General features: G+C 47.2%; 21 protein-coding genes and 5 tRNA genes. 14 read left to right on the top strand and 12 right to left on the bottom strand.

What is annotated here, in order from left to right:
* The first annotated feature begins 90 nt into the window (after nt 1–90).
* The 5 genes from CXL14_RS02395 to CXL14_RS02375 all read left to right on the top strand — a co-directional run bounded on the left by CXL14_RS02395 (nt 91) and on the right by CXL14_RS02375 (nt 6,084).
* Nucleotides 91–1,359 (top strand): aspartate aminotransferase family protein, encoded by a 1,269-nt coding sequence (locus tag CXL14_RS02395; protein WP_007408029.1) that lies wholly within the window; start codon nt 91–93, stop codon nt 1,357–1,359.
* The gene (locus CXL14_RS02390; protein WP_014416764.1) at nt 1,356–2,306 is read left to right on the top strand and encodes an inositol monophosphatase family protein; all 951 of its coding nucleotides are present in this window, start codon (nt 1,356–1,358) and stop codon (nt 2,304–2,306) included. The genes CXL14_RS02395 and CXL14_RS02390 overlap by 4 nt, the downstream gene beginning before the upstream one ends.
* Nucleotides 2,281–3,327, top strand: a complete 1,047-nt coding sequence (locus CXL14_RS02385; RefSeq protein ID WP_003156784.1) for a zinc-dependent alcohol dehydrogenase — start codon at nt 2,281–2,283, stop codon at nt 3,325–3,327. The genes CXL14_RS02390 and CXL14_RS02385 overlap by 26 nt, the downstream gene beginning before the upstream one ends.
* A 231-nt stretch (nt 3,328–3,558) precedes the next feature.
* Nucleotides 3,559–4,992, top strand: coding sequence for a SulP family inorganic anion transporter (locus CXL14_RS02380; protein WP_014720647.1), 1,434 nt, complete (start codon nt 3,559–3,561; stop codon nt 4,990–4,992).
* A gap of 150 nt (nt 4,993–5,142) precedes the next feature.
* Complete coding sequence (locus CXL14_RS02375; protein WP_088056555.1) at nt 5,143–6,084, top strand: bile acid:sodium symporter family protein; 942 nt, start codon at nt 5,143–5,145, stop codon at nt 6,082–6,084.
* Here the strand turns inward: CXL14_RS02375 and CXL14_RS02370 are convergent.
* The 12 genes from CXL14_RS02370 to CXL14_RS02315 form a co-directional block, all read right to left on the bottom strand.
* Nucleotides 6,073–6,825, bottom strand: coding sequence for an alpha/beta hydrolase (locus tag CXL14_RS02370; protein WP_014416767.1), 753 nt, complete (start codon nt 6,823–6,825; stop codon nt 6,073–6,075). The two genes, CXL14_RS02375 and CXL14_RS02370, sit on opposite strands and share 12 nt — an antisense overlap.
* Nucleotides 6,822–7,832 carry an iron ABC transporter permease FeuC gene (gene feuC, locus CXL14_RS02365; RefSeq protein WP_014720650.1) on the bottom strand — a complete coding sequence of 337 codons (1,011 nt, stop codon included), beginning with the start codon at nt 7,830–7,832 and terminating at the stop codon, nt 6,822–6,824. The genes CXL14_RS02370 and feuC overlap by 4 nt, the downstream gene beginning before the upstream one ends.
* Before the next feature lies 1 nt (nt 7,833).
* The gene (locus CXL14_RS02360) at nt 7,834–8,841 is read right to left on the bottom strand and encodes a FecCD family ABC transporter permease (RefSeq protein ID WP_007609051.1); all 1,008 of its coding nucleotides are present in this window, start codon (nt 8,839–8,841) and stop codon (nt 7,834–7,836) included.
* A gap of 19 nt (nt 8,842–8,860) precedes the next feature.
* The gene (locus tag CXL14_RS02355) at nt 8,861–9,817 is read right to left on the bottom strand and encodes an ABC transporter substrate-binding protein (RefSeq protein WP_003156778.1); all 957 of its coding nucleotides are present in this window, start codon (nt 9,815–9,817) and stop codon (nt 8,861–8,863) included.
* Nucleotides 9,818–9,904: 87 nt separating this feature from the next.
* On the bottom strand, nt 9,905–11,500 hold the full coding sequence (btr, locus tag CXL14_RS02350; RefSeq protein WP_014416769.1) for a bacillibactin transport transcriptional regulator Btr: 1,596 nt from the start codon (nt 11,498–11,500) through the stop codon (nt 9,905–9,907).
* 137 nt (nt 11,501–11,637) lie between these two features.
* Nucleotides 11,638–12,882, bottom strand: coding sequence for an exo-beta-N-acetylmuramidase NamZ family protein (locus CXL14_RS02345; RefSeq protein ID WP_014416770.1), 1,245 nt, complete (start codon nt 12,880–12,882; stop codon nt 11,638–11,640).
* 15 nt (nt 12,883–12,897) lie between these two features.
* On the bottom strand, nt 12,898–14,811 hold the full coding sequence (locus CXL14_RS02340; RefSeq protein ID WP_014416771.1) for a glycoside hydrolase family 3 protein: 1,914 nt from the start codon (nt 14,809–14,811) through the stop codon (nt 12,898–12,900).
* A 46-nt stretch (nt 14,812–14,857) separates the two neighbouring features.
* Nucleotides 14,858–16,141, bottom strand: a complete 1,284-nt coding sequence (pbp4b, locus tag CXL14_RS02335; RefSeq protein WP_014416772.1) for a penicillin binding protein PBP4B — start codon at nt 16,139–16,141, stop codon at nt 14,858–14,860.
* 18 nt (nt 16,142–16,159) lie between these two features.
* Nucleotides 16,160–17,527: a PTS transporter subunit EIIC gene (locus CXL14_RS02330; RefSeq protein WP_014416773.1), complete on the bottom strand. Its 1,368-nt coding sequence runs from the start codon at nt 17,525–17,527 to the stop codon at nt 16,160–16,162.
* Nucleotides 17,528–17,654: 127 nt separating this feature from the next.
* A complete protein-coding gene (gene murQ, locus CXL14_RS02325) occupies nt 17,655–18,584 on the bottom strand; it encodes an N-acetylmuramic acid 6-phosphate etherase (RefSeq protein ID WP_014416774.1) in 930 nt (309 codons plus the stop codon).
* A gap of 99 nt (nt 18,585–18,683) precedes the next feature.
* Nucleotides 18,684–19,160, bottom strand: a complete 477-nt coding sequence (locus CXL14_RS02320) for a GNAT family N-acetyltransferase (RefSeq protein ID WP_007408015.1) — start codon at nt 19,158–19,160, stop codon at nt 18,684–18,686.
* Nucleotides 19,161–19,178: 18 nt separating this feature from the next.
* Nucleotides 19,179–19,631, bottom strand: coding sequence for a 2-thiouracil desulfurase family protein (locus CXL14_RS02315; RefSeq protein WP_014416775.1), 453 nt, complete (start codon nt 19,629–19,631; stop codon nt 19,179–19,181).
* Nucleotides 19,632–19,811: 180 nt separating this feature from the next.
* Between CXL14_RS02315 and CXL14_RS02310 the strand changes: the two genes are divergently transcribed.
* The 9 genes from CXL14_RS02310 to CXL14_RS02270 all read left to right on the top strand — a co-directional run bounded on the left by CXL14_RS02310 (nt 19,812) and on the right by CXL14_RS02270 (nt 24,071).
* Nucleotides 19,812–19,883, top strand: a tRNA-Glu gene (locus CXL14_RS02310).
* 3 nt (nt 19,884–19,886) lie between these two features.
* Nucleotides 19,887–19,962, top strand: a tRNA-Val gene (locus CXL14_RS02305).
* Between the two features lie 5 nt (nt 19,963–19,967).
* A tRNA-Thr gene (locus CXL14_RS02300) sits at nt 19,968–20,040 on the top strand.
* Nucleotides 20,041–20,059: 19 nt separating this feature from the next.
* Nucleotides 20,060–20,144, top strand: a tRNA-Tyr gene (locus CXL14_RS02295).
* A 4-nt stretch (nt 20,145–20,148) separates the two neighbouring features.
* Nucleotides 20,149–20,220: transfer RNA gene (locus CXL14_RS02290), tRNA-Gln, on the top strand.
* A 229-nt stretch (nt 20,221–20,449) separates the two neighbouring features.
* Entirely contained in the window at nt 20,450–21,013 is a 564-nt protein-coding gene (sigW, locus tag CXL14_RS02285; protein WP_003156766.1) for an RNA polymerase sigma factor SigW, read from the top strand.
* A 13-nt stretch (nt 21,014–21,026) separates the two neighbouring features.
* The gene (gene rsiW, locus CXL14_RS02280) at nt 21,027–21,653 is read left to right on the top strand and encodes an anti-sigma-W factor RsiW (protein WP_003156765.1); all 627 of its coding nucleotides are present in this window, start codon (nt 21,027–21,029) and stop codon (nt 21,651–21,653) included.
* Nucleotides 21,654–21,817: 164 nt separating this feature from the next.
* Nucleotides 21,818–22,639, top strand: a complete 822-nt coding sequence (gene cdaA, locus CXL14_RS02275; RefSeq protein WP_014416776.1) for a diadenylate cyclase CdaA — start codon at nt 21,818–21,820, stop codon at nt 22,637–22,639.
* Nucleotides 22,632–24,071 carry a CdaA regulatory protein CdaR gene (locus tag CXL14_RS02270; RefSeq protein WP_014416777.1) on the top strand — a complete coding sequence of 480 codons (1,440 nt, stop codon included), beginning with the start codon at nt 22,632–22,634 and terminating at the stop codon, nt 24,069–24,071. Before cdaA ends, CXL14_RS02270 begins: the two co-directional genes overlap by 8 nt.
* Nucleotides 24,072–24,088 lie beyond the last annotated feature (17 nt).

Below are 24,088 nucleotides of genomic sequence, written 5' to 3'. Positions count from 1 at the left end.
ACATTTTTTACAAGAAAGATCGTTGACATTATTTTCAATAATTTATACGATAAAAAGCGAAATTCTAATAATTTCATAGGGGTGGTATTTGTGGGAACGAAGGAAATCACGAATCCAGACAGCTTGTATTACAGTGTTGACGATGTAGTAATGGAGCGCGGAGAAGGGATTTACCTGTACGATCAAGAGGGAAATGAGTACATTGATTGCGCTTCTGCCACATTTAACTTGAATTTAGGATACGGTAACAAAGAAGTCATTGATACGGTTAAAGAACAAGCCGATAAGCTGATCCATGTGACATCATCCTTTCAAACAGACGCCGTAAATAAACTGGCAGAAAAACTAGTAGAAATCGCCCCCGATAATCTCACAAAAGTACACCCTAAAGTCAGCAGCGGTTCCGGTGCAAATGAAGGAGCTATTAAAATGGCTCAGTATTACTCCGGAAAAACCGATGTCATCTCCTTATTTCGAAGCCACCTCGGACAAACGTATATGACTTCCGCTTTGTCCGGCAACTCATTCAGAAAAGAACCTTTCCCGCCGCAAATTTCTTTTGGCCTGCAAGTCCCCGATCCGTATTGCAGCCGCTGTTTTTATAATCAGAAACCTGATTCATGCGGTATGCTGTGCGTAGAAAGAATTAATGATTTTATTGAGTATGCGAGCAATGGAAAAATTGCCGCCATGATTATTGAACCGATATCCGGAAACGGTGGAAACGTCGTTCCGCCTAAAGAGTATTTTAAACAGCTGAGAAAGCTTTGTGATGAACATGATATCGCCCTGATTTTTGATGAAATTCAGACCGGGTTCGGACGGACGGGCAAAATGTTTGCCGCGGACCACTTCGATGTGAAACCTAATATGATGACGGTAGCAAAAGGGCTCGGGGGCACAGGCTTCCAAGTCGCCGCCACTCTGACGGAGGACAAGTATACCGGGCTTCCGGGGTATACGCACTCCTTCACGTACGGCTCAAATGTGATGGCCGCCGCTGCCGCGTGTAAAACCATAGATATTATGCAGCGCCCGGGATTTTTGGAAAATGTAACGACGGTCGGTCATTATATTATGGATCGCTTAGAAACGATGAAAGAGGATTTCGCTTTTATTTCTGAGGTAAGAGGCGTCGGTCTTATGATCGGTGTGGAGATTGTTAAAGAGAACAATGAACCGGATGTGGAGCTGACCAATTATATTGCTAAACGGGCAATGGATTACGGGCTGATTCTCCGGACATCCCGTTACGGATTCGGAAATGTATTTAAAATCCGTCCGCCTTTAACCATTACACTTAGTGAAGCCGAAGTGCTCTGCTACAGACTTCGCAAGCTATTGGAGGAAATCAAGTGAGAGATTATATCATTGGGCTTGGACAATTTGTTTATCAAAAGGTGAAAAATCAAAAAGGCACGCTGAAAAACCGGCTCGTAAACGGCTATTCTCCGGGAGGCGACGCCCAATTTAACATAGACGCCGCTGCTGAGGAGGCGGTGCTGGATTATATTCAAGAAAAGGGCCATCCGGTTGCTTTTTACACGGAGGATGGCGGCCTGAAGCTGATTGGAGAAGATCCGCAATATATTTTAATTGTAGATCCGATAGACGGAACGCGCCCGGCCGCCGCGGGACTTGAAATGTCGTGTATTTCGATTGCGCTTGCTTCGTATAAGCCAAACGCAAAGATTAAGGATATCGAATTTGCTTTTTTACTTGAATTGAAATCAGGCGCTTATATGTACGGTGATATATACAGCGATGCGATTCATTTTGAAGGGTATCATGGAGAATTGCCGAATTTGAGCGGAGTGCGGGATATTAAAAATATGTTTTGGAGCCTTGAATTTAACGGGCATCCGGCGCAGCTGATGACGGACGCATACGGACATCTGATTGACCAGTCGGCCAATAATGGCGGGGTTTTTGTTTTCAACAGCGCTTCTTATTCGATTTCGCGAATTATCACGGGGCAGATGGATGCTTATGTGGATATCGGTAATCGTCTGCTGAAAGATGATCCGAAGCTGCTTTCAGATTTTCAGCAGGTCGGGAACGGGCAGGTGCTGCATTTGTTTCCTTATGATATTGCCGCAAGCGTCTTTTTGGCGAAGAAGGCGGGAGTGGTCATTACGGATGCATACGGCCGGTCTTTGGACGAAACGCTTCTGACAGATTTAAGTTATCAGAATCAGCAATCATGTATTGCGGCATCAACGAAGGAGCTTCATCAAACATTGTTAGACCAAATCCGCTGGGGCAGAAAGGAAGAGAAATATGAAGGCGTTGGTCTGGACTCCTAATGATAAGCTTGAATATCAAGAGGTGGACGAGCCTCAAATTCGGAAATCCAATGATGTGAAAGTGAAAATTTTCGGAACCGGTATCTGCGGAACGGACTTAAATGTGCTGAAAGGAAAAATGAATGCAACCCATCATATGATTATGGGGCATGAATCGGTGGGAGCGGTCGTGGAAATCGGACCGGACGTGACAAATGTAAAAGTCGGAGACCGCGTCGTGATAGATCCTACGCAGTTTTGCGGGAAATGTCATTATTGCCGGAGAGGGCTGACGTGTTATTGCGAAACCTTCGAGGATTGGCAGCTCGGAATCGGGGCGCACGGAACGTTTGCGGAATATTACGTGGGGGAAGACAGGTTCATGTACAGAATTCCGGATTCAATGGAATGGGAGCGGGCCACATTGGTTGAGCCTCTCTCTTGTGTGCTGAATGTTGTGGACAAGGCTTCGATTCAGCCGGAGGACTCGGTCTTGGTTTTGGGGTCGGGACCAATCGGATTGCTTGTGCAAATGATGGTGAAAAAACTGGCGCGATTGACGGTTGCGACTGAAATAGGCAGTTTCCGAAGCGAGGCGGCGAGCCGGATATCGGATTATGTCTACCACCCTGAAGCATTAACCGTGGATGAAGTGAAACGGATTAATCAAGGAAGAAAATTTGATGTGATTTTTGACGCGATCGGCAACCAGCTTGATTGGGCTTATCCTTTTATTGAAAAGGGAGGCAGAATCGTGCCGATGGGCTTTGATGATACGTATGAGATGACGGTCAGGCCGTACCAGCTGCTGTCAAACGGCGTGACGATTGTGGGCACAGGTGAAGCCCGCCAGATCATGGAGGCCGCGTTAGCATGCGCGTCCGACCTTCCGCAGCTCTATGATTTTATTACGGAAAAGACGGAACTGAAGAATTATGAAGAAGCCATTGATCATCTCATGGGCATCGACCCGGTGACAAAAGAAAGAAAGGATATCAGCGCAATAAAAACGATTCTTGTGTCTGATCCGGAACTTTTATAAAAGCGGAAACGGCTCCAGTGAGAGTCGTTTTCTTTTCTTATTTATACGGTCTTGCACATTTCTTTAAAGTTTAATATGATACTCTTTGTTAACAATTCCTTTCCTCAATGACATTATACTCTGAGCGTGTCCTCTTTTTCCCCGTAAGCCTGCCTCATATTCCCCAGATGAAAATCAATGTTTCCAACTGATAGGGTGCGGATATTTACAGTGAAAAGGAGTCGTTATCATTTGAAAGATTATACGTTACAGCAGCAATGGTTCGGGAATGTACGTAAAGACATTCTGGCCGGTATTCTGGTTGCTCTCGCTCTGATCCCTGAGGCGATCGGATTTTCAATTATTGCAGGTGTCGATCCGATGGTCGGCCTTTATGCATCATTTTGTATCGCGATTATTATTTCTATCTTCGGCGGCAGACCGGGAATGATTTCAGCCGCTACGGGTTCAATGGCGGTTGTCATGGTGACATTGGTGGCTGATTACGGGCTGCAGTATTTGTTTGCGGCAACCATTTTGACAGGTATTATTCAATTTATTCTTGGTGTCAGTAAGATAGCGAAATTGATGAAATTTATTCCGCGTTCGGTCATGATCGGATTTGTGAATGCTTTGGCGATCTTGATTTTTTCTGCGCAGCTGCCGCAGTTCAAAGGAGCTTCATGGGTCATGTACGCCATGCTTGCCGGATCACTGGCTATCATATATCTATTGCCGAAGGTTACGACGGCTGTGCCGTCTCCGCTGGTGGCGATTATTGTCATGACGATCATTGCGGTGGTCTTCCATGCGGATGTCCGCACGGTCGGTGATATGGGCGGGATTACAAGTTCACTTCCGCATTTCTTGATACCGGATGTTCCGTGGACGTTTGAGACATTGCGGATTATTTTCCCGTATTCACTGGCGCTTGCATTCGTCGGATTGCTCGAGTCATTGCTGACAGCCCAGATCATTGATGAAATGACGGATACGGATAGTGATAAGAACAAAGAAAGCCGCGGACAAGGCATCGCCAATATTGTGAACGGATTTTTCGGAGGCATGGCCGGATGCGCCATGATCGGCCAGTCTGTCATTAATACGAAAGCCGGCGGACGCGGCCGGTTATCGGCTTTTACGGCCGGCGCGTTTTTAATGTTTTTAATTGCCGTATTAAGCGGTATCGTCGTGAAAATTCCGATGGCTGCACTGGTGGCCGTGATGGTTATGGTGTCCATCGGCACGTTCGACTGGTCATCGATTAAAGGTTTACGGAAAGCGCCCCTTACTGATTCGATCGTTATGGTTATTACCGTCGTGACGGTCGTCCTGACAAATGATTTATCAAAGGGTGTCTTCGCGGGTGTGCTGCTAAGCGCGATCTTTTTTACGGCTAAAATTTCTAAGCTGAAGATTGTGTCACATTCCGAACAGAAAGATGTCAGAACATATAAGGTAACGGGACAAATCTTTTTTGCTTCCGTGTCTGAACTGATGAATGCCATCGTTTATGATGAAGACGTGAAACGAATTGTCATTGATTTGACCGATGCCCACGTGTGGGATGATTCGGGAGCGGCGGCTCTTGAGAAAATTGTCGCCAAATGTAAAGAATACGGAATTGAGGCTGAATTAAAGGGATTAAATCAGAAAAGCCGAGATTTAATGAAACAAATGGCATAGAATTTGTGAAGTCCGGATGAATATATCCGGGCTTTTTTTCGGTTAAATTTGTGGGTTTGCATTGTTATAATGAATGAGATTTGAAAACCGTATATAGGAGACTTGCATATGATGTGGCTACAGAAGTTGAACCAAGTGTTGGGGAGAATCATGCCGCTTTTGACTCCGTCAAGTGTGGCGGCGGGTGTGCTGTTATCTCAGCATATCAGCTGGATGGCCGGCGCTGTGCCGTGGATATTTGCATTTATTACATTTACGGGCAGTCTGAGTGCCAATTTTCAATCGCTGAAGCGCAGTATCGAGAAGCCGCTCCCGATGATCATGGCATTGTTTGTTCTGCATATTTTCATGCCTGTTTTTGCATGGGGAAGCGGCCATCTGATTTTCAGCGGTGACCCTTTAACTGTGACGGGGCTGATTATGGGTGTGGTGATTCCGACCGGAATTACGAGTTTGATTTGGGCTGCGATGTATAAGGGAAATGTCGGATTGACGCTGTCTATTATCCTGGTTGATACCGTGCTTTCTCCTTTTATCGTACCGTTAAGCCTGTCTGTCCTGGCCGGGGCGAATGTTCAGATGGATGTGTGGGGAATGATGAAAGGGCTGGCGGAGATGGTGGTGATTCCATCCATCGCAGGGATGATGGTCAACCAGTTTTCCCCGCCGGTAAGGACTCAGGCAATAAGCCGGTCGCTGTCTCCTTTTTCAAAAATCTGTCTGATGATTGTCATTGCCATTAACAGTTCGGAAATCGCGCCGTATGTCACGCACGTGGATATCAAATTTGCGGGCATTGCAGGCATGGTATTTTTTATTGCCATGACGGGTTATGCCGTGGCTTGGCTGATCGGAAGACTGATGAAGCGGAGCCAGGATGAAATCGTGTCCCTGATTTATACAGGGGGCATGCGCAATATCAGCGCCGGAGCCGTTCTCGCCGTGTCTTTCTTTCCGTCTCAAGTGGCGGTTCCGGTCGTCATCGGGATGCTCTTTCAGCAAATCCTTGCCGCTTTGTTCGGCTATTTGCTGAGACGCTTTGAACTTAAGCCGGTCGTGATGAAGTATGAAAAAAACCGCTCAGCTACGTGAGCGGTTTTTTCCGTACAGCCAGCTTAGTGCTGCATTGAATTGTCGTTTGAATGCTTCTTGATGGTGCACGGCGCCTTCTTCAACAGTGAAAGAGAGCTGAGATTGAGAAAAGCCTTTTTGCCTCAGGCTTTCATGCACGTCTTTATTTTGTCGGATCATGGTGTTTTGGATGTTGTTTTTATGCTCAGCTTCGCGGCTGCCGACAGACATATAGATACGCCGCCGTGCCGGACGCAAAGATGCGGAGCGGACATAATCTGCTGATTTTTCATACCAGAAGGAACCGGAAATACAGCCGATTCTGCCGAATATTTCAGGCTTTTGTAGCATCGCGTATATCGAAAACAGTCCGCCTAATGACGCGCCGATCAGTCCTCTTGTTTCCGGATGTGCAGAAATGTGATACATATCTTCTACAGTTGGAATGATGGCATCTGTCAGCTCCTCGAGAAAGAGCCTCCCTTTGCCGCCGAAATCATGAAACGCAGGGCTCAGGGAAGGCGCGGGCCACGGCGTGTACTCATCGAGCCTGTCAGCCGGTTTGATGCCGGCAAAAATCAATTCGGGAAGTGTTCCGTTCGCAAATTGGGATTCAAGCTTATCCATCTGTTCTAAAAACAAAGACCCCCCGTCAAGTACGTACACACAGGGTAAAGCCCCTGTTTGAACCGAATAGGAGGGAGGAAGATACACAGTGCATTCCTTTCCGTTTATCCGGTGTTCTGTAAGGGTGCCCCTCATGCATCCAGCCCCTTCTTCTGCTTAAACAGAAGAAAAAAGAAATAAGGAACGCCGAGAATCGCAAGAATAATTCCCGCCGGCACTTCTGAAGGCTGAAAGAACAATTTGCCCGCAAAGTCGGCGGATATGACGAGGAGCATACCGACCAATCCGCTGACCGGTAATGAGTATCTGTGCTCAATCCCGGCGAGCCTGCGGGAAATATGGGGCGCGATCAGCCCGACAAATGCCATGCTGCCCGCTGCGGTTACACATGCGCTGATCAAAGCGATGCAGGCAATGAGTAAAATCGTTTTTTCTTTATTGGTTGAAACACCGAGACTTTTCACCGTGTCCTCATCGAAACGAATGGTATCCAGCAATGACGTTTTCGCCATAAGAAGAGGAATGAACAAGATCAGCCACGGAAGGATCGCCGTAATGGTCATCCAGTTTGCCGACCAGATGCTGCCGTTTTTCCAAACCATCGCCATCTCATAATCCTGCGGGTCCATTTTTAATGAAAGAAATAAAGACAGCGCGCTGAATCCTGAATTCATGGCGATCCCGACGAGAATAATTCTGCCCGATTCCAGATGCCCCCGGTGCCAGGCGAAAATATAGATCAGCACGGCCGCCATCAATCCTCCGATGAGGCCGAAGACAGGCATACCCATCGCAGAGGCAAGTGCCGTCGCTTCAGATTGTCCCTGAAACAGAAGCATAAACGCGACGATTCCGGCTCCGGCTCCGGCATTAATGCCCAAAATACCGGGATCGGCAAGCCCGTTTTTGGTAATGGCCTGAATAACGGCTCCGGCTATCCCCAATCCGAGCCCGATGGCAGCAGCCATGACAATGCGAGGCAGCCTCAGCTGAAACAGCAAAATGTCATATTGCGGATTCGGATGGATGCGGAAAAGCGTACTGAGCAGTTCACCCGGCTTTGCGGAAAAAGAACCGCTTGTCATGCTGAAATAGCTTACGAACAATATGAGAGCAATCAGAATGATATAAATTCCGGCCATTTTACGCACCACGCTGATCCCCTCCTTTTCTTTTAATCAAATAAAGAAAGAAAGGAACACCGATGATAGAAGTGACAACTTCAATAGGCGTCTCAAACGGATAATTGATGAATCGGCTGGCAAGGTCGCAAAGGGTCAGGAAGACGCCGCCGATGATGCACGCGCATGGGATCAGCCTGCTGTAGTCCGATCCGACGAGAAAACGTGTGATGTGCGGAACGACCAAACCGACAAAGGCAATTTTTCCGGCGAGTGCCACCGAGCTTCCGGTCAATATGACAACGGCCGCCATCGCCATGAGTTTGATGGTTCTTTTCTGCTGTCCCAGACTTTTTGAAATGTCGTCTCCTAATGATACGGCAGTGACCTTTTTGCTGAGAATCATGGCCGTGATGATTCCGATCGCAAAAAACGGGACGGCCAGTTTCAAAAAATCAGGGTTCATTTGATGCAGTCTCGCACTGTACCAAAAACTGAGATCCTGCGAAATTTGAAAATAAATCGAAAGCGCAGCCGACAGACTGCTGAGAAGCATACTGGTCACCGTTCCGATAATGGCAAGCTGCACCGGGGTAAAACCGCCGGGAAGAATGGAGGCCAGCCCGAAAACAAGAGCGGCGCCGAATGCGGAACCGATAAACGAGTATATGATCATTTCAATGGATGTCGATTGAGGGAGCAATACCATGCAAAGGGTGATGATAAAAGCGGAGCCGTCCGACACACCCATGATCGAAGGCGAGGCCAGATAGTTCCGTGTGATTCCCTGCATGAGCGCTCCGGAAACAGCAAGGGCGGCGCCGATAAACATAGCGCCGGCAGCCCTCGGGATTCTTGAATGCCATATGATCTGATGGTCGGTATTCTCCGGATTAAAGTGCAGCAATGCGGAGAACACGGTATGGAAGTCAAGCTGCTTTGCGCCGTATAAAACGGAAAGCAGCAGTGACAGAACAATGGCAATCGGTGAAGCAATGATAATAATGTGTGTCCGCCGTTTTGCATACATGTGAAAAACCTACTCTTTATTAGTCTTGAGTCAATTTGTCAGCCGCAACCTGTAAGAAGCTGATTTTACTCCATGCGGTTCCGCCTTGGGCTAATGGATCAATCGTATTGACGTATACATGGTCTTTTTTGACTGCCTTCAGGCTCTTCCAGATCGGATTTTTCTCTAAGTCTTTCAAAGCGTCCGGCTTATCTGCGTTTTCGTCATCAGAGAATTGTACGAAGATATGGTCAGGGTTCATTTCGCTTAATTTTTCAAGAGAAATCAGTTCCTGCGCTTTCGCCGCTTTGACTTCGTCCGGCGCCTTCAGGCCTAAATCACCGTAAAGCGTGGAGTTGAAATATACTTGTTCAGGATAAATATAAATATTGCCTTGTCTGATTCTGATGACCAGCGCGTTTGACTGTTTCGCTTTGCTGTTGATCTTTGTTTTTGTCTTTTTCAGGTCCTGTTCGTAATCTGCGATGATTTTTTTCGCTTTTTTCTCTTTATCTGTAAGCTGGGCGAGCAGCATCATGTTTTCTTTCCAGTTTGATGAGATATGAGAGACAGGGATCGTTTCAGCGGTGCCGCTCAATTTTTTCAACGTTTTTTCCGGGAATTTGGTTGATGCCAGAATGACGTCCGGCTGCAGCTCAAGAATTTTTTCCATGTTCGGCTGCATTTTTTCTCCCGTTGATACGGATTTATCTGTAATATCTTTAAACAGTTCCGGGAATTTGCCGGAGAAAGAAATTGCTCCTGCCGGATGAACGTCAAGCAATTTGGCGTCTTCCATTGATTCTACGCTGCCTGTAATGGCGATTTTGTCAGTCGGCGCTTTGACTTCATATGTTTTTCCTAGATATTCGATTTTCTTTTTATCTGAAGAAGCGTCCTTTCCTTTACTTGCTGTATCGGATGTTTCTGAGCTTCCGCAAGCCGCGGCCGTGAAAGCCAAAAGCAAAATCATGAAAGCGAATGCCAATTTCTTCATCTATTGTTCCTCCTGTTCAATTGATAACTATTATCAATTGGAATTATAGAGAATGAATTGGGATAAGACCATGGATAATTTCCGGCATTACCATGGACGATCTTCGGATAAAATGGAAATGCTTTGCTCGATCATCCGCTGATGTCCGCTTGGAGAATATTCAATCCACGGGTCAGATGAAATGGGAAACACGCGTTTATTGCTGACGGCTCTAAGGTTCTGCCATATCCCGGTCTGCTGAATCCGCTGAAAATAACGAAGCGTTTCCGGTTCTTTACAAGTGAAAAGCATGATGCAGTCAGCTTGGCAATCCGCCAGCATTTCCAAGGAAATCTTTTCGTCAGGAGCAAAAGATTCCGGTTTTGCGGAGGCAAAGCCTAAATCACCGAAGAAGACATCCTCAATACTGTTGTTATGGGCGATGTACATATTTTCTTTATATACACGGACAAATAAGAACCGCTGATGCCGCACGTGTTTAAGAGCATCTTTCGCTGAATGGGCGAGACTTTGATAAGCTTTAAGCCAGTGCCGCGCTTCCTGCTCTTCATTCAAATATGCGGCTGTGCGAAGAAACTGGTCTCTCCAATTCTCTTGAGCCGGAAGGTAAAAAACGTCAGTGATGTCATTCAGGCGCTGTTTTTCTTCTTCACTGACAGAATCAAGACTGAAAATGATGTCCGGAGCAGCTTGGGACAGCGTGTGCAGGTTCTCTTCCCAATTTGCATTATAACGGTAAGCACTCAGGTGAACCGGAATATCGGAAGAGAATTGTTTGTAATAATAGGCCGTCCATTTCGGGTGCAGCGCCGCAGCGTAAGGCACGTGATGCAGAGGAATCAGATGCCCCATCGTTTCTTTTCCGTACGCGGCCATTTTTACGCGCCTTTTTCTCATATAGCTTGTAGGTGAGCTGCCGGTATGTTTTTTAAAGATGCGGCTGAAATAAAATTCGTCCTGGTAGCCGATTTGATGAGCGATTTCCCGCAGTTTGCAGTTTGCCTTGGCCATCAGTTTTTTCGCATTGGTTATGCGGATGTCTGTGATATATTCAGTTACGCTCTGCCCGTATAGTTTTTTAAAGGTTTCACTGTAATGCTTGGGACTGATTCCCGCCATATGAGCGAGCTGGGTGAGCGTGATTTTTGTGTCGGACTGAGCATGTATGAATTGTTTTGTCTGTTCGATCGCCGCTTTCGTATTATTTTGATGGCATACTTTTGCGGCATAAAGGTCGTACATCAGCTGCTGAAAGTCGGCTGTATATTTCATTTTCTGCAATGCATCCGCCGATCGCACGTTTTCAGAAAGTGACTGAAGTCGGCTTGTCAAATGATCAACCGTTTGTATATTCATTTGCTGAAGTCCGTGGAAGATGTCTTCCCCGTTATCCGGAAGCATCGCTTCATCATCTGATGAATAGGAGAAAACACGGAGTCTGACGATATACAAATGGATGCCGCCTGACGATATAGGGGCAATATTGAATGTCTCATCACAAGGACAGATGTAGAGCGTTTCCTTCTGCAGCGGAAAGCTGTCTGTTCCGATATCAATTTGTCCCTCGCCTTTCACATGAAAGATCAATACGGGAGAATCAGTGAGCTGATGCTCTGACAGAAGGTCGGCTGTTTTTTTTACGGAGATGATATCAATGGGCTGAAAGAATAATGTGTTTTTCATGAGAAACCACCTTTTAGGAAACATTCATTTAAATGATAACTGTTATCAATGAAATTGTACCAAATAAATGAATGTTTTCCTATAAAAAGCGGAAATGTGAAATGCGTCAAAATGTTACACGTGTAACACGAATTTTGTCAGTATATGAGGTATTGTTTTCTTAGAGTTTTGAATTGGTCCAGCCGGCGTTGATATGTGCCGGTGATGTCTTCAATGGAAGCGCCTTTTTCTATTTTTTTGCGTACCCAGCCGTTACCGATCAGCTTGTCAAAAGAGCCTGTCGGCAAGAATGAAAAGTCATTCGGATATAAGTCATGCATGGTTTTCAGAATGGAAAGCCCTGTTTTTGCCGCTTCAAATGTGTTTCTGTTTGTTACGTAGACTTGTACGCCGTGGCACAGCTTGCCCTGGTGCTTGGAGAAGCTGGGGATAAATGATGCGGCTCTGAAGGTGACGCCCGGAAGCTTGAGACTGTTCAGGCGTTCTTCGAGCTCGGTGCTTTTCATATAAGGCGCGCCGATCAGTTCAAACGGCTTTGTCGTGCCCCTTCCTTCGGATACGTTTGTGCCTTCGATTAGTCCTGTCGCCGAATATGCGAATATGCTGTCCGGGGTCGGGATATTAGGCGAAGGGAGGACGAACGGCAGGCCGGTATCTTCAATCGTCATCGTCCGCTTCCAGCGCTTCATTTTTACGACGGTGAGGTCGGCGCCAATATGAAACTCTTTATTGAATAAAAGAGCAAGTTCACCGATCGTCATGCAGTGCTTCAGCGGGATCGGATACAGTCCGACAAATGATGCATAATCCGGTTCAAGAACCGGACCGTCCGGATTTCGTCCGCCTTGCGGATTCGGCCGGTCCAAGACATAAAAAGGAATGCCTTTTTCTTTGGCCGCTTCCATGGCATAGGCCATTGTATAAATGTAGGTGTAGTATCGTGTTCCGACATCCTGAATATCGAAAATCAGCACATCTGTATCTTTCAGCATGTCAGGCGTCGGTTTCCTCGTTTCCCCATACAGGCTATAGACGGGAAGCCCTGTTTTTTCGTCTATATAGGATGTGACTTTGTCTCCGGCCTGAGCATCGCCGCGGACACCGTGCTCCGGACCGAATAATGCCGTCAATTGGATGTCTGGTGTCTCATACAGCACGTCAACGCTGCTTTTCAATGAATTGTTCACACCGGTCGGGTTGGTGATCAGCCCGACCCTTTTTCCCTTCAGTTCCTGTTTATAATCTTTCAGCAGGCGGTCGATGCCTGTTTGGATGCTTGGTTTCTTGGCGGTATGAAGGTTTCTGTCAGAAGCCGCCGAGACTGCCGTCATGGCACTGATGACGACTAATCCGGCAAGAAGCGCAGCCGTTTGTTTTTTCATGATCAGTCCTCCTGTTTAAAGCGGTTTTCCGGTCTTCAGATTGATACCGAAACCATAAGGATAGAGTGTCGTTCCCGGATGAGTGACGGAAGGAATGTCAGCGGGCAGCCTGCCTTGCGGTTTTGTCTGTCCGAATATCGCTTCAACGCCTGCCGGAATGTTTGGCTGGAGAAATTGTCCGTCTGTATATCCTTTAAAGCCGTAGACTGCGATAAGGGCTTCAGCTTCTTCAAAGTTCGCAGCGTCATATGGATTACGCAGGCTCATCAGCACAAAGGGTTTTTGGTTTGATTGTGCGGCTTTCATGACGGCCCGCGGAAATGCAGTCGTCCACTTGCCGGGATCTGTGACGGAATCATCAATCACGCCGTCGTTTACGACAGGGTCATTTTTCACGACATAGGAGCCTGTAATCACGTAATCCGCGTCGGATATCAGCTTTTTGTGCTCATCATGAAAAGTGCGCTCGGCGAAGTTCATTTTACTGATGGTTACCGGCCGGATTTTTTTCTTCTTGATGAGCTGCCGAATGGTTTGTTCCATTGACGCTGTTTGATCTTCATAAGGAGCGGCAATGAGAACGCGGCTGTTCTTTTTCGGTTTGAATGGGAGCGTGCGGTTTTTGTTTTGTAAGACGGTGACGGACCTTTCCGCGATTTGTTTTTCAGCTTTCAGGTGATTTTTGCTGCCGACGGTTTTCTTTGCTTTTGAAATCTTCTTTTTCAGATTTGTCTCTTTCGGTGCGGGATATATCCCTCTTTTTATTTTCAGGGAAATGATGCGTTTCACCGATTTGTTAATTTGCTGAAGCGGAATTTCCCCTTTTTGTACCGCCTTTTTTAAAGCGGAATGAACCCGGGCAAAGCGGTTTTCCGTTTGCAACGATGTCACTTGGGCCGGCATCAGGGCAATATCGACTCCTGCTTTTACTGCCATGACGACCGCCTCTTCTTGGCCGAAATGATCGGCTATGGCTTTCATATTTAATGCATCCGTAACGATGACGCCGTTAAATCCCATTTCCTCACGGAGAAGATGAGTCATCACTTTTTTCGAGAGTGTGGCGGGTACGAGGATGTCTGAACCGTCCAGCTTGCTTTTATAGGTTGTATCGTCAAAAGCGGGAAATTGCACATGGGCTGTCATGATCATATCAGCTCCGGCCTGAATGGCCTTCCGGAACGGATAAAGTTCAATCTGACGCAGCCTTTCTTGATTGTGGGTGACAAGCGGAAGGCCGTAGTGGCTGTCGACATCCGTGTCGCCGTGTCCCGGGAAATGTTTGACGGCGGCAGCGACATCCTGCTTTTGCTGAGCCTTCATTGAGGCAAGGCCGAGTGAAGCTGTCAGATCTCGGTCTGAACTGAACGACCTGACGCCGATGACAGGGTTTCCGGGATTATTATTGATATCGAGAACGGGAGCGAAATTCGTATTAATGCCCAGTGCTTTCAGTTCTTTCCCGATAATGGCGCCGGTCTGGGACGCGTAGGCTGTTTTTCTAGCGGCTCCGAGCGCCATATTGCCTGGGAAATGAGTGCCTTCACCAAGTCTAGTTACGATGCCGCCCTCCTGATCAATGCTTAATAATAGCGGAATATCAGGGCTCGCCTTTTGAAAGGCATCTGTCAGGCGTACCGTTTGCTCAGTGTTTTTTACATTTTCTGCAAATAAGATAACGCCGCCGAACCGGTACTTTTGAATAAGCCCTGCGACTTCGTCATTCATTTGGGTAAGAGCCTCAGGTGATGACTGCCCCTTTTTTTGCCAATTGCGAAAATCAGGCATGAGCATCTGCCCTAATTTTTCATCTAATGTCATACGGGATACCGCTTGTTCCGCCTGTGACGGAATGTCCGGTTTTGTCGATGCATGATGCGTGCCGAAAACAATGAACAACAGTAATACAGCTGAGATGACAAGTTTCATGATGGTGCCCTCCTGCCGTCATAGTTTGGACAAAAGACATGGGTTATCATTCAATGGCTTCATAAATCGTTTTTATGACGCTGCCGTAGCTTCCGGTCGGGAAATGATCCCCTTCAAAAACATTCGGGTTTTCACCGGGACTGACGACGGGGGAATGCTTTTTATTGGTCAAAAGTGCGATCCCCAGCTTATAAGCGGGATCAATAATCGTGACGGTGCCGGTCCATCCCGTATGGCCGTATGCCTGCCTGCTTGCATAAGGGCCGAACATCCACTCCATATCCGGGCTGCCGTTTTTCCGCCAGCCGAGAGCAAAAGTCGGATCAGAGGATGCCGCCGTTGTGAACAAATCGGCCGTTCTTTTATTGAAGAGAGAAACGTGTTTATAACTGCCGCCGTTCAGCATGACTTGAAGAAGGACGGCCATATCATCAGCTCTGGAAAACAGCCCGGCGTGACCGGACACCCCTCCCATGGAGTAAAATGCTTTTTCATCGTGAACTTCCCCCTGTAGCGTATACGTCCTGATGTGAGGGAAATGGATGACTCCGTCACGTGTGTTGCCTAAACGTTCAGTAGCTGCGAATGCTTTTTCTTTAAAGCCTTTTTGCAGCGGGTTGAACAGTGTGTGCGTCAGTTTCAGCGGTTTGTACAGTTCTTGTTCCGCATAGGCATCAAGGGTTTTTCCGGTTATGTTTTCAATGATGCAGCCGAGAAGCATGTAACCGATATCGCTGTATACGTGTTTTGTTCCCGGTTTGTATTCAAGCGGGATTTGGGTGAGAAAACGGATCGTTTTATCCCGTTCTTGTGAATACAAAGGGCCTGCGGTGTCCGGCTGATAGAAATAAAAGCTTGCCGGCAGACCGGATTGGTGCTGGAGCACATCGATGACGCGAATGCGGTCTTTTTCTTGAATCGGATCGCTTTTTCTGTCTTTGAAATCAGGAAGGTAAGCCGAGACTTTTTGATACACATCAAGCTTTCCCTGGCTGACGAGTCGCTGTAATGCAAAATTGGCCGCGTACATTTTTGTATTGGAAGCTAGATCAAACATGGTTGATGTTTTCATTTTTTTCGGACGGGATAAAAGGGTGTTCCCGTCATATTTTTTGCTGTAGCCGTATGCTTTCTTTTTGATCACCCGTCCGTCCTTTACGACGACAAGGACGGCTCCGGGGAATCCTGCTGCGATGTCTTTTTCAATCATTTGATCAACCTTTCTGAGCTTTGCTGCGTCGTATAATTTGGATTGGGCTTCGGCTTTGTGCTGCGGCAGGAAAGAGAGGCTGATGACCATTGTGAGTATGGCGGCTGTCAGTGTTTTCATATTCTGATCCCTCCCGGTTTAGTCAAATTCAGCAGCCATGTCATCCTTAAATCCAAACGCATAAGTAAAAATAAAGCCCGCCGCGTAAGAGATGAAGAGACCGATGATATACAAAACGATTTGAGCCGGCTGTACGAGAAACGAGAGCGGAAGGCCGGAGACACCGATTGAAAAAGTAGCCACCTGAAAATGGGCTTGAAAGGCGCCGCCGATTCCCGCCCCTAAACACGCCGTCAAAAACGGCCGGCCGAGCGGGAGCGTGACGCCGAAGATGAGCGGCTCTCCGATTCCGAGCAGACCGGATGGAAGTCCGCCGCCGATCGCTCTTTTCAATGAGGCTTTTTTTGTTTTCATAAAGATGGCGAAGGCCGCCCCTACTTGACCCGCGCCTCCCATCGCGAGAATCGGAAGAAGCGGGTCATCTCCGATTGATCGGATTAATTCCAAATGTACGGGGGTCAAGCCTTGATGCAGGCCGGTGACGACAAGCGGCAGGAAGGCGGCTCCCAGTACAAACCCTGAGAGCACTCCCCCGACATTCAGCAGCGACAATAAACCTGATGTAATCAGATCAGAAATAAAACCGCCTGCAGGGATAAACACGACATATGTCACCAGCCCGGTGATAAGTAAAGACAATGTAGGCGTGACGATAATGTCGATGGATTGATGGACGTACTTTCTGATAAACCGTTCGGTATAAGCGATAAAAACCGCAGCGAAAAGAACGCCGATTAATCCTCCCCTGCCCGGGAGCAGATTCTCTCCGAACAAACTGATATTGGCGATCTCAGGGTTAAGGATCAATATGCCCGCAAGGCCGCCCATCGCGGGTGTCCCGCCGAATTCCTTCGCCGCATTGATGCCGACAAGGACGCCGAGGTAAGTGAACAAGCCTGAACCGATAACCGTTAAAATAAGTGCGATTTGGGATTCTTTCGGGAGCCAGCCGGCCTGAATGACGGCTTTCGTAATACCGGTGATTAAACCTGATGCAATGAGTGCGGGAATAAGGGGGATGAAGATGCTTGATATTTTTCTCAGAAACAGTGTGATGGGTGTGGTGTTTTTTCTGTTGAGATCGGCTTTTTTCCGTGAGGCGGCTTCTTTTAAATCAATGTTTTTTCCGGATGACATAAGATTTGCGAAAGCGTCGGCGACATGATTGACGACACCCGTGCCGAGAATGATCTGCAGTGTTTCGGCTTCGACGACGCCTATTACCCCGTCAAGCCGTTTCAGCGCTTCAATATCCGTTTTGTCCTGATCTAAAGGTGTAATCCTCAGGCGTGTCATACAGTGGGTAAAGTCTGAAATATTCGATGAACCGCCGCAATTGTCCAGGATATCTTTGGCCAGTGACTGATAAAATGCCTCTTTGCTCATGGAGATCCTCCTTTGTCCGTGCGATTTTTCCCGGGGAGCTGTGCCTGAAACGCGTCCTAAAAGCGCCTGCGCCGATTATGAAAACGGCGCGGGCTCGTAAAAGCACATTATTTCCACCAAAGAACGATCAGCGTTCTTTTTCTTTTGAAACGTGCTGTTCAATGGCTTTGTCAATGAAGCCGTCTGATTCTTTGAGCAGTGCCTTCGCGTGTGTTTCGTCCGAATTCGTCTTCAGCATGACGATTGCCGTTTTGACATGGCTGCCTGCGGCCTCAAGCGTTTCTTTTGCCTTGTCGTACGGAACGCCCGTGATGCTTTGGATAATGCCGATTGCGCGTTCTTTCAATTTTTCGTTGCTGACATGAACGTCCACCATTAAATTTTCGTACACTTTGCCGCTTTTGATCATCACGGCCGTGGAAATCATGTTCAGAATCATTTTATGTGCCGTCGCCGCTTTCATTCGTGTTGACCCTGTAATCACTTCGGGGCCGACGACGACTTCGATGCTGTGATCGGCATAAGTGCTGATCAATGAGTGTTTATTGCATGTGAGCGCGACAGTTTTGGCGCCGATTGTTTTTGCGTATTTCAGCGCACCGGCCGCATACGGCGTGCGCCCGCTTGCCGCGATGGCGATCACGGTGTCTTCTGAGGTAAGCCCGATCGTTTTGAGATCGAGAGCGCCGGTTTCCTTGCTGTCTTCTATACCTTCAGCCGCTTGCAAAAAGGCGTCTGCCCCTCCGGCCATCAGACCGATGACGGTGTCGGGACTTACGCTGTATGTAGGCGGGCATTCAACCGCATCCAGTACACCGAGCCTGCCGCTTGTGCCCGCTCCCGCATAAATCAGCCTGCCGTTTCGCCGTAAGGACTGATGGGCGAATTGAACGGCAATCTGAATATCGGGCAGCACCTGCTGAACGGCTTCAGCCACTTTGAAATCCTCTTCGTTAATGATGCGGAGAATTTCCATCGTGTCTGCTTGATGGATTGAAGCGGTCTGCGGATTTCTGGTTTCTGTGGTCAATCTGTGAATGTTAAGCCGGTCTGTCATGATTGTACCCTCCCAAGTCGTTAATACTTGAAGTATATGGGCTTCTGAATAGATGTTTCAAGAAAAATCGGCAGGGATGAGATGAATAATCAAGCGCTTTCACAAAAAATGATGCAGAATATGCTGTTCACCGATCGGGCCGATCCTGCGCCGCCCTTTATCAATAAAACCGGAAGACCGGTACAGGTTCTTTGCGCGATGATTGCGATGGTTTACAGCAAGCACGATTTCATCACACCAAGGAAAGTAATTTGCGACAAAAGCGGGGAGCTGCAGCATCGCTTGTTTGGCATAACCTTTTCCCTGATGCGGTGCATGTAAGGACAGCGCACTCAGCAAAATGGCAGACACATTATTCGAATACGGGGCAATGGTTTCTTTTGAGGTATGTAAAATAAAAAAACCGACGGGGCGGTCTTCTTTTAAAATGACTGTCGGGTAGCGATCCCGGATGACAAGAGCCTGCGGCAGTACATCTATCGGCAGAGCTGTGAACTTTTTATCTTCTTCACTCAGCACAAACCCGTTAAGCCCGTCTGCATGCTCCGGTTTATAAAAGGACAGGGCTACATCCATGATATCTACTCTCCTTTTTTATAATTGATCCAATTCATCTTCTGATAGAACACGGCAGCCTGCCCGTTTTAAAAGAGCGGAAGTGATGCCGTCTCCGAGTATTTTTTTTCCTGAGAAAGTGCCGTCATATATAAAGCTGCTGCCGCAGGACGGGCTGTTTTCTTTAAGGATGACCGTGGCGGCGCCTATTTCTTTTGCGTATGCTAACGTTTTTTCCGCGCCGTCCATATATAAAGCCGTAACGTCTTCGCCTGATGCCGTTACGATTTTTGCCGTTCCGTTCAGCACGTCTTCGCCCGTGCCGCCGATGATTTCCGCCGGTTCGCGGGGAGTGGTGAAGCCGCCCAAAAGTTCGGGGCAGACCATAACAGCTTTCTTTTCTTCTACGAGTCTGCGGATTTTTTCCGAAGCGGCGTGAGAGCCGTTATACCTGCATTCGATACCGCCGAGACAAGAGCTGACTAAGATCATCTGTGTCCATTCCCTTCAATATTTTGATACTTTCATCATAAATGAAATAAGAGAGGAGGGATGAGTTTTTCAGTTAAAAAACGGGTAAAAAAGTTTGAAAATAAAAAAAATAATTTTTCTCTTTACAAATGGGGTACAACCTGTATATAATAACTTTTGTCAGCTCGACGCGGACACAACGGCCCGTTGGTCAAGCGGTTAAGACACCGCCCTTTCACGGCGGTAACACGGGTTCGAATCCCGTACGGGTCATATGGAGGATTAGCTCAGCTGGGAGAGCATCTGCCTTACAAGCAGAGGGTCGGCGGTTCGAGCCCGTCATCCTCCACCATATTTGCCGGCCTAGCTCAATTGGTAGAGCAACTGACTTGTAATCAGTAGGTTGGGGGTTCAAGTCCTCTGGCCGGCACTGTTTTTCAAAAAAATACGGAGGGGTAGCGAAGTGGCTAAACGCGGCGGACTGTAAATCCGCTCCCTCAGGGTTCGGCAGTTCGAATCTGCCCCCCTCCACCATTTTTGGGCTATAGCCAAGCGGTAAGGCAACGGACTTTGACTCCGTCATGCGTTGGTTCGAATCCAGCTAGCCCAGTATCAGACACCTTTTGCATAAAGGTGTCTTTTTTTATCAGCATTTTGTTTCGATTTCTGATTGTTCATCAGATATACTATTTTTAAGCTGCTGTTAAGGCAGTATATTCTGTATTTTCCATCTACACCCTGCCTGAAATTTGGTAAAATAAATGTAATAAAAAAATGAAACCTTTTAAAACAATCAACGTATAGATACAGACCGGTGAAGGGCAGAGGTAAGATAAAACATGGAAAACCTGATTAAAAAAAGAATCAAGCAAGTCAAAAAAGGCGATCAAAATGCGTTTGCAGAAATCGTTGACCTTTATAAAGATAAGATTTACCAGCTTTGCTACCGCATGCTCGGCAATGTTCACGAAGCGGAAGATATTGCGCAGGAAGCTTTTATCAGAGCGTATGTCAATATCGACAGTTTCGATATCAACAGAAAGTTTTCAACGTGGCTTTACAGAATTGCGACCAACCTGACCATTGACCGCATCCGCAAGAAAAAGCCTGATTACTATCTGGACGCAGAAGTAGCGGGAGCAGAAGGGCTGACGATGTATTCGCAGATCGCCGCGGACGGGGTTCTCCCTGAAGACGCCGTATTGTCATTGGAGCTGTCGGACACAATTCAGAAAAAGATTTTAAAGCTGCCTGACAAGTACAGAACGGTTATTGTATTAAAGTATATTGACGAACTCTCTTTAATTGAAATCGGGGAGATTCTGAATATCCCTGTCGGCACCGTCAAGACAAGGATACACAGAGGCAGAGAGGCTCTTAGAAAACAATTGAGGGATCTTTAAGTGGGGTGATGAAATGAGCTGTCCTGAACAGATCGTGCAGCTTATGCATAAGCATCTTGATGGAGATATCCTTCCTGAAGATGAAAACGTATTAAAACAACATTTGCAGTCATGCGGGAATTGCAAACGGCATTTTCATGAAATGGAGAAATCCGTAGCACTCGTCCGAAGCACATCGCATGTCACGGCCCCTGCTGATTTTACTGCCAAAGTTATGGCGAATCTTCCAAAAGAGAAAAAACGCGCTTCTGTAAAACGATGGATCAAAACTCATCCGATGATTGCAGCCGCAGCGGTTTTTGTGATTTTAATGGGCGGCGGTTTTTTCAACAGCTGGCATAATGACCACAATTTCAGTGTGTCCAAACAGCCGAACCTTGTCGTGCAGAATCACACGGTCACCGTCCCTGAAGGCGAGACCGTAAAGGGCGATGTCACAGTAAAAAACGGCAAGCTGTTCATTGAAGGAAAAGTCGACGGCAATGTGACCGTCGTCAACGGAGAAAAATACATGGCCTCAGCCGGACAAGTCACCGGGCAGATTGAAGAGATTAACCAATTGTTTGACTGGGTCTGGTACGAACTGAAATCGGCGGGCCAGGGCGTCGTGAGCGCTTTGGACCCGAATGAAGATGAGTAAAGCGTATAATCGCTTTACTCTTTTTTGTGCATCGCCGCGCTGGCTCATTTCACTTGAGAAATCAAAATGTGGTATAATGAGCACGCTATATGATGTACATATTGCTCATGCAGCACAATTCATAACAGAAAAACGAAATGACTGAATTCTTGGAGGACGAGGAAATGGCTTTTGAGGACATCCCATTTTTGCAATACCTCGGCAATGCCGTTGATATTCTCCTTGTTTGGTATGTGATATATAAATTAATCATGGTCATACGCGGGACGAAGGCGGTTCAGCTTTTAAAAGGAATCGTCGTCATCGTATTGGTCCGGATGGCCAGTTCATATTTGGGACTCAGCACGCTTCAGTGGCTGATGGACCAAGCGATAACATGGGGATTTTTAGCGATCATCATTATATTCCAGCCTGAGCTGAGACGGGCGCTTGAACAGCTCGGACGGGGCCGGTTCTTTTCCAGGAGCGGAACCCCCGTGGAGGAAGCGCAGCATAAGACAATTGAAGCGATTACAAAATCGATCAGCTACATGGCAAAACGCCGTATCGGCGCACTCATCGCGATTGAGCGCGATACGGGAATGGGCGATTATATTGAGACGGGCATCCCGCTTAATTCGCAGGTCAGCTCGGAGCTTTTGATTAATATCTTCATCCCGAATACACCGCTGCATGATGGAGCGGTCATTATGAAAAATAACGAGATTGCGGCGGCTGCCTGTTATCTGCCGCTTTCTGAAAGCCCGTTTATTTCAAAGGAGCTGGGGACGCGTCACAGAGCGGCTGTCGGCATCAGTGAAGTGACGGACAGCTTAACCATTATTGTATCTGAAGAGACGGGCGCCATCAGTGTGGCCAAAAACGGAGACCTTCACAGAGAATTGACGGAAGAAGCACTGAAAGAAATGCTTGAAGCCGAGTTTAAGAAGAACGCCAGAGATACTTCTTCTAACCGCTGGTACTGGAGGGGCAAGAAAAATGGATAAATTCTTAAACAACCGCTGGGCTGTAAAGATCATTGCATTGCTCTTTGCGCTGCTGCTTTACGTTGCGGTTAACAACAACCAGGCGCCGACTCCGAAAAAGCCGGGTGAATCCTTTTTTCCGACATCAACGACTGACGAGGCTACGCTTACTGATATTCCTGTAAAAGCATACTATGATGAAGCGAACTATGTCGTCACCGGCGTGCCCCAGACCGTAAATGTCACGATTAAAGGCTCGACAAGCGCGGTGAAAAAGGCGAGACAGACGAAGAATTTTGAGATATACGCCGATATGAATAAGCTGAAGACCGGGACTCATAAGGTCGAATTGAAAGCGAAAAACGTATCGGACGGACTGACGATCTCCATTAACCCGTCAGTCACGACGGTTACGATTCAGGAAAAAACGGCTGAGAGTTTTCCCGTGGAAGTTGAATACTACAATAAAAGCAAAATGAAAAAGGGATACACCCCTCAGCAGCCGATTATCAGCCCGAAAAACGTGCAGATTACAGGTTCGAAAAATGTGATTGATAACATTTCACTTGTCAAAGCATCCGTGAACCTTGAAAATGCAAATGAGACCATTGAAAAGGAAGTGAAGGTGACCGTCTATGACAAAGACGGCAACGCACTTCCTGTTGATGTTGAACCGTCAGTCATTAAAGTGACGGTTCCCGTAGCCAGTCCGAGCAAAAAGCTTCCTTTCAAAATCGAAAGGAAGGGAAGTCTTCCGGACGGGGTGAGCGTTGCGAGCATTGACTCGAATCCGAGTGAGGTGACGGTTTACGGCCCGCAGGATGTGCTGGATTCACTTGAATTTATTGACGGCGTATCTCTTGATTTAGGCAAAATTGATAAAGATACCGATATCAATGCCGATATCCCGCTTCCTAAGGGTGTCACTAAGGTATCACCGGAAAAAATCACGCTTCATGTTAAAGTGGACAGTGAAGACAAAAAGGATTTTGACAATGTCGGAATCAAGACGGTCGGACTGGGAGGCTCACAGCAGATTGAGTTTCTCGATCCTGAATCGCAGGCGATAAATATTACGGCCAAAGGCTCTCCCGCCAACATTAAGGCGCTGAAAAAGTCAGACATTGAACTGTATGCCAATGTCTCGGACTTGGATGACGGAGAGCACTCTGTAAAGCTTGAAGTAAACGGCCCGCAAAACGTCACATGGTCCCTGTCAAAAGACACGGTTAAGATCAAGCTGACTTCTAAGAAAAACACACGTTCAAATAAAAATAACGGCGGTTCCGCTGATTCCGGCAATAAGAACGGCACAAGCGGAGACGCAGACAAAGACAAGAACAAGAACCGGGAAGACGACACTGACAGCGATCAGAATAAAAGTCAAAACCAGGATCAAAATCAAGACCAGGATGAAGACGGATCAAGCGCTGATTCTTCTTCAACAGAATGAAAAAGGAGCGATACAAA

The organism is Bacillus sp. SJ-10, from assembly GCF_002843505.1.
GTDB classification, from domain to species: domain Bacteria; phylum Bacillota; class Bacilli; order Bacillales; family Bacillaceae; genus Bacillus; species Bacillus velezensis.
This window is presented reverse-complemented; position numbering and strand designations above follow the sequence as displayed.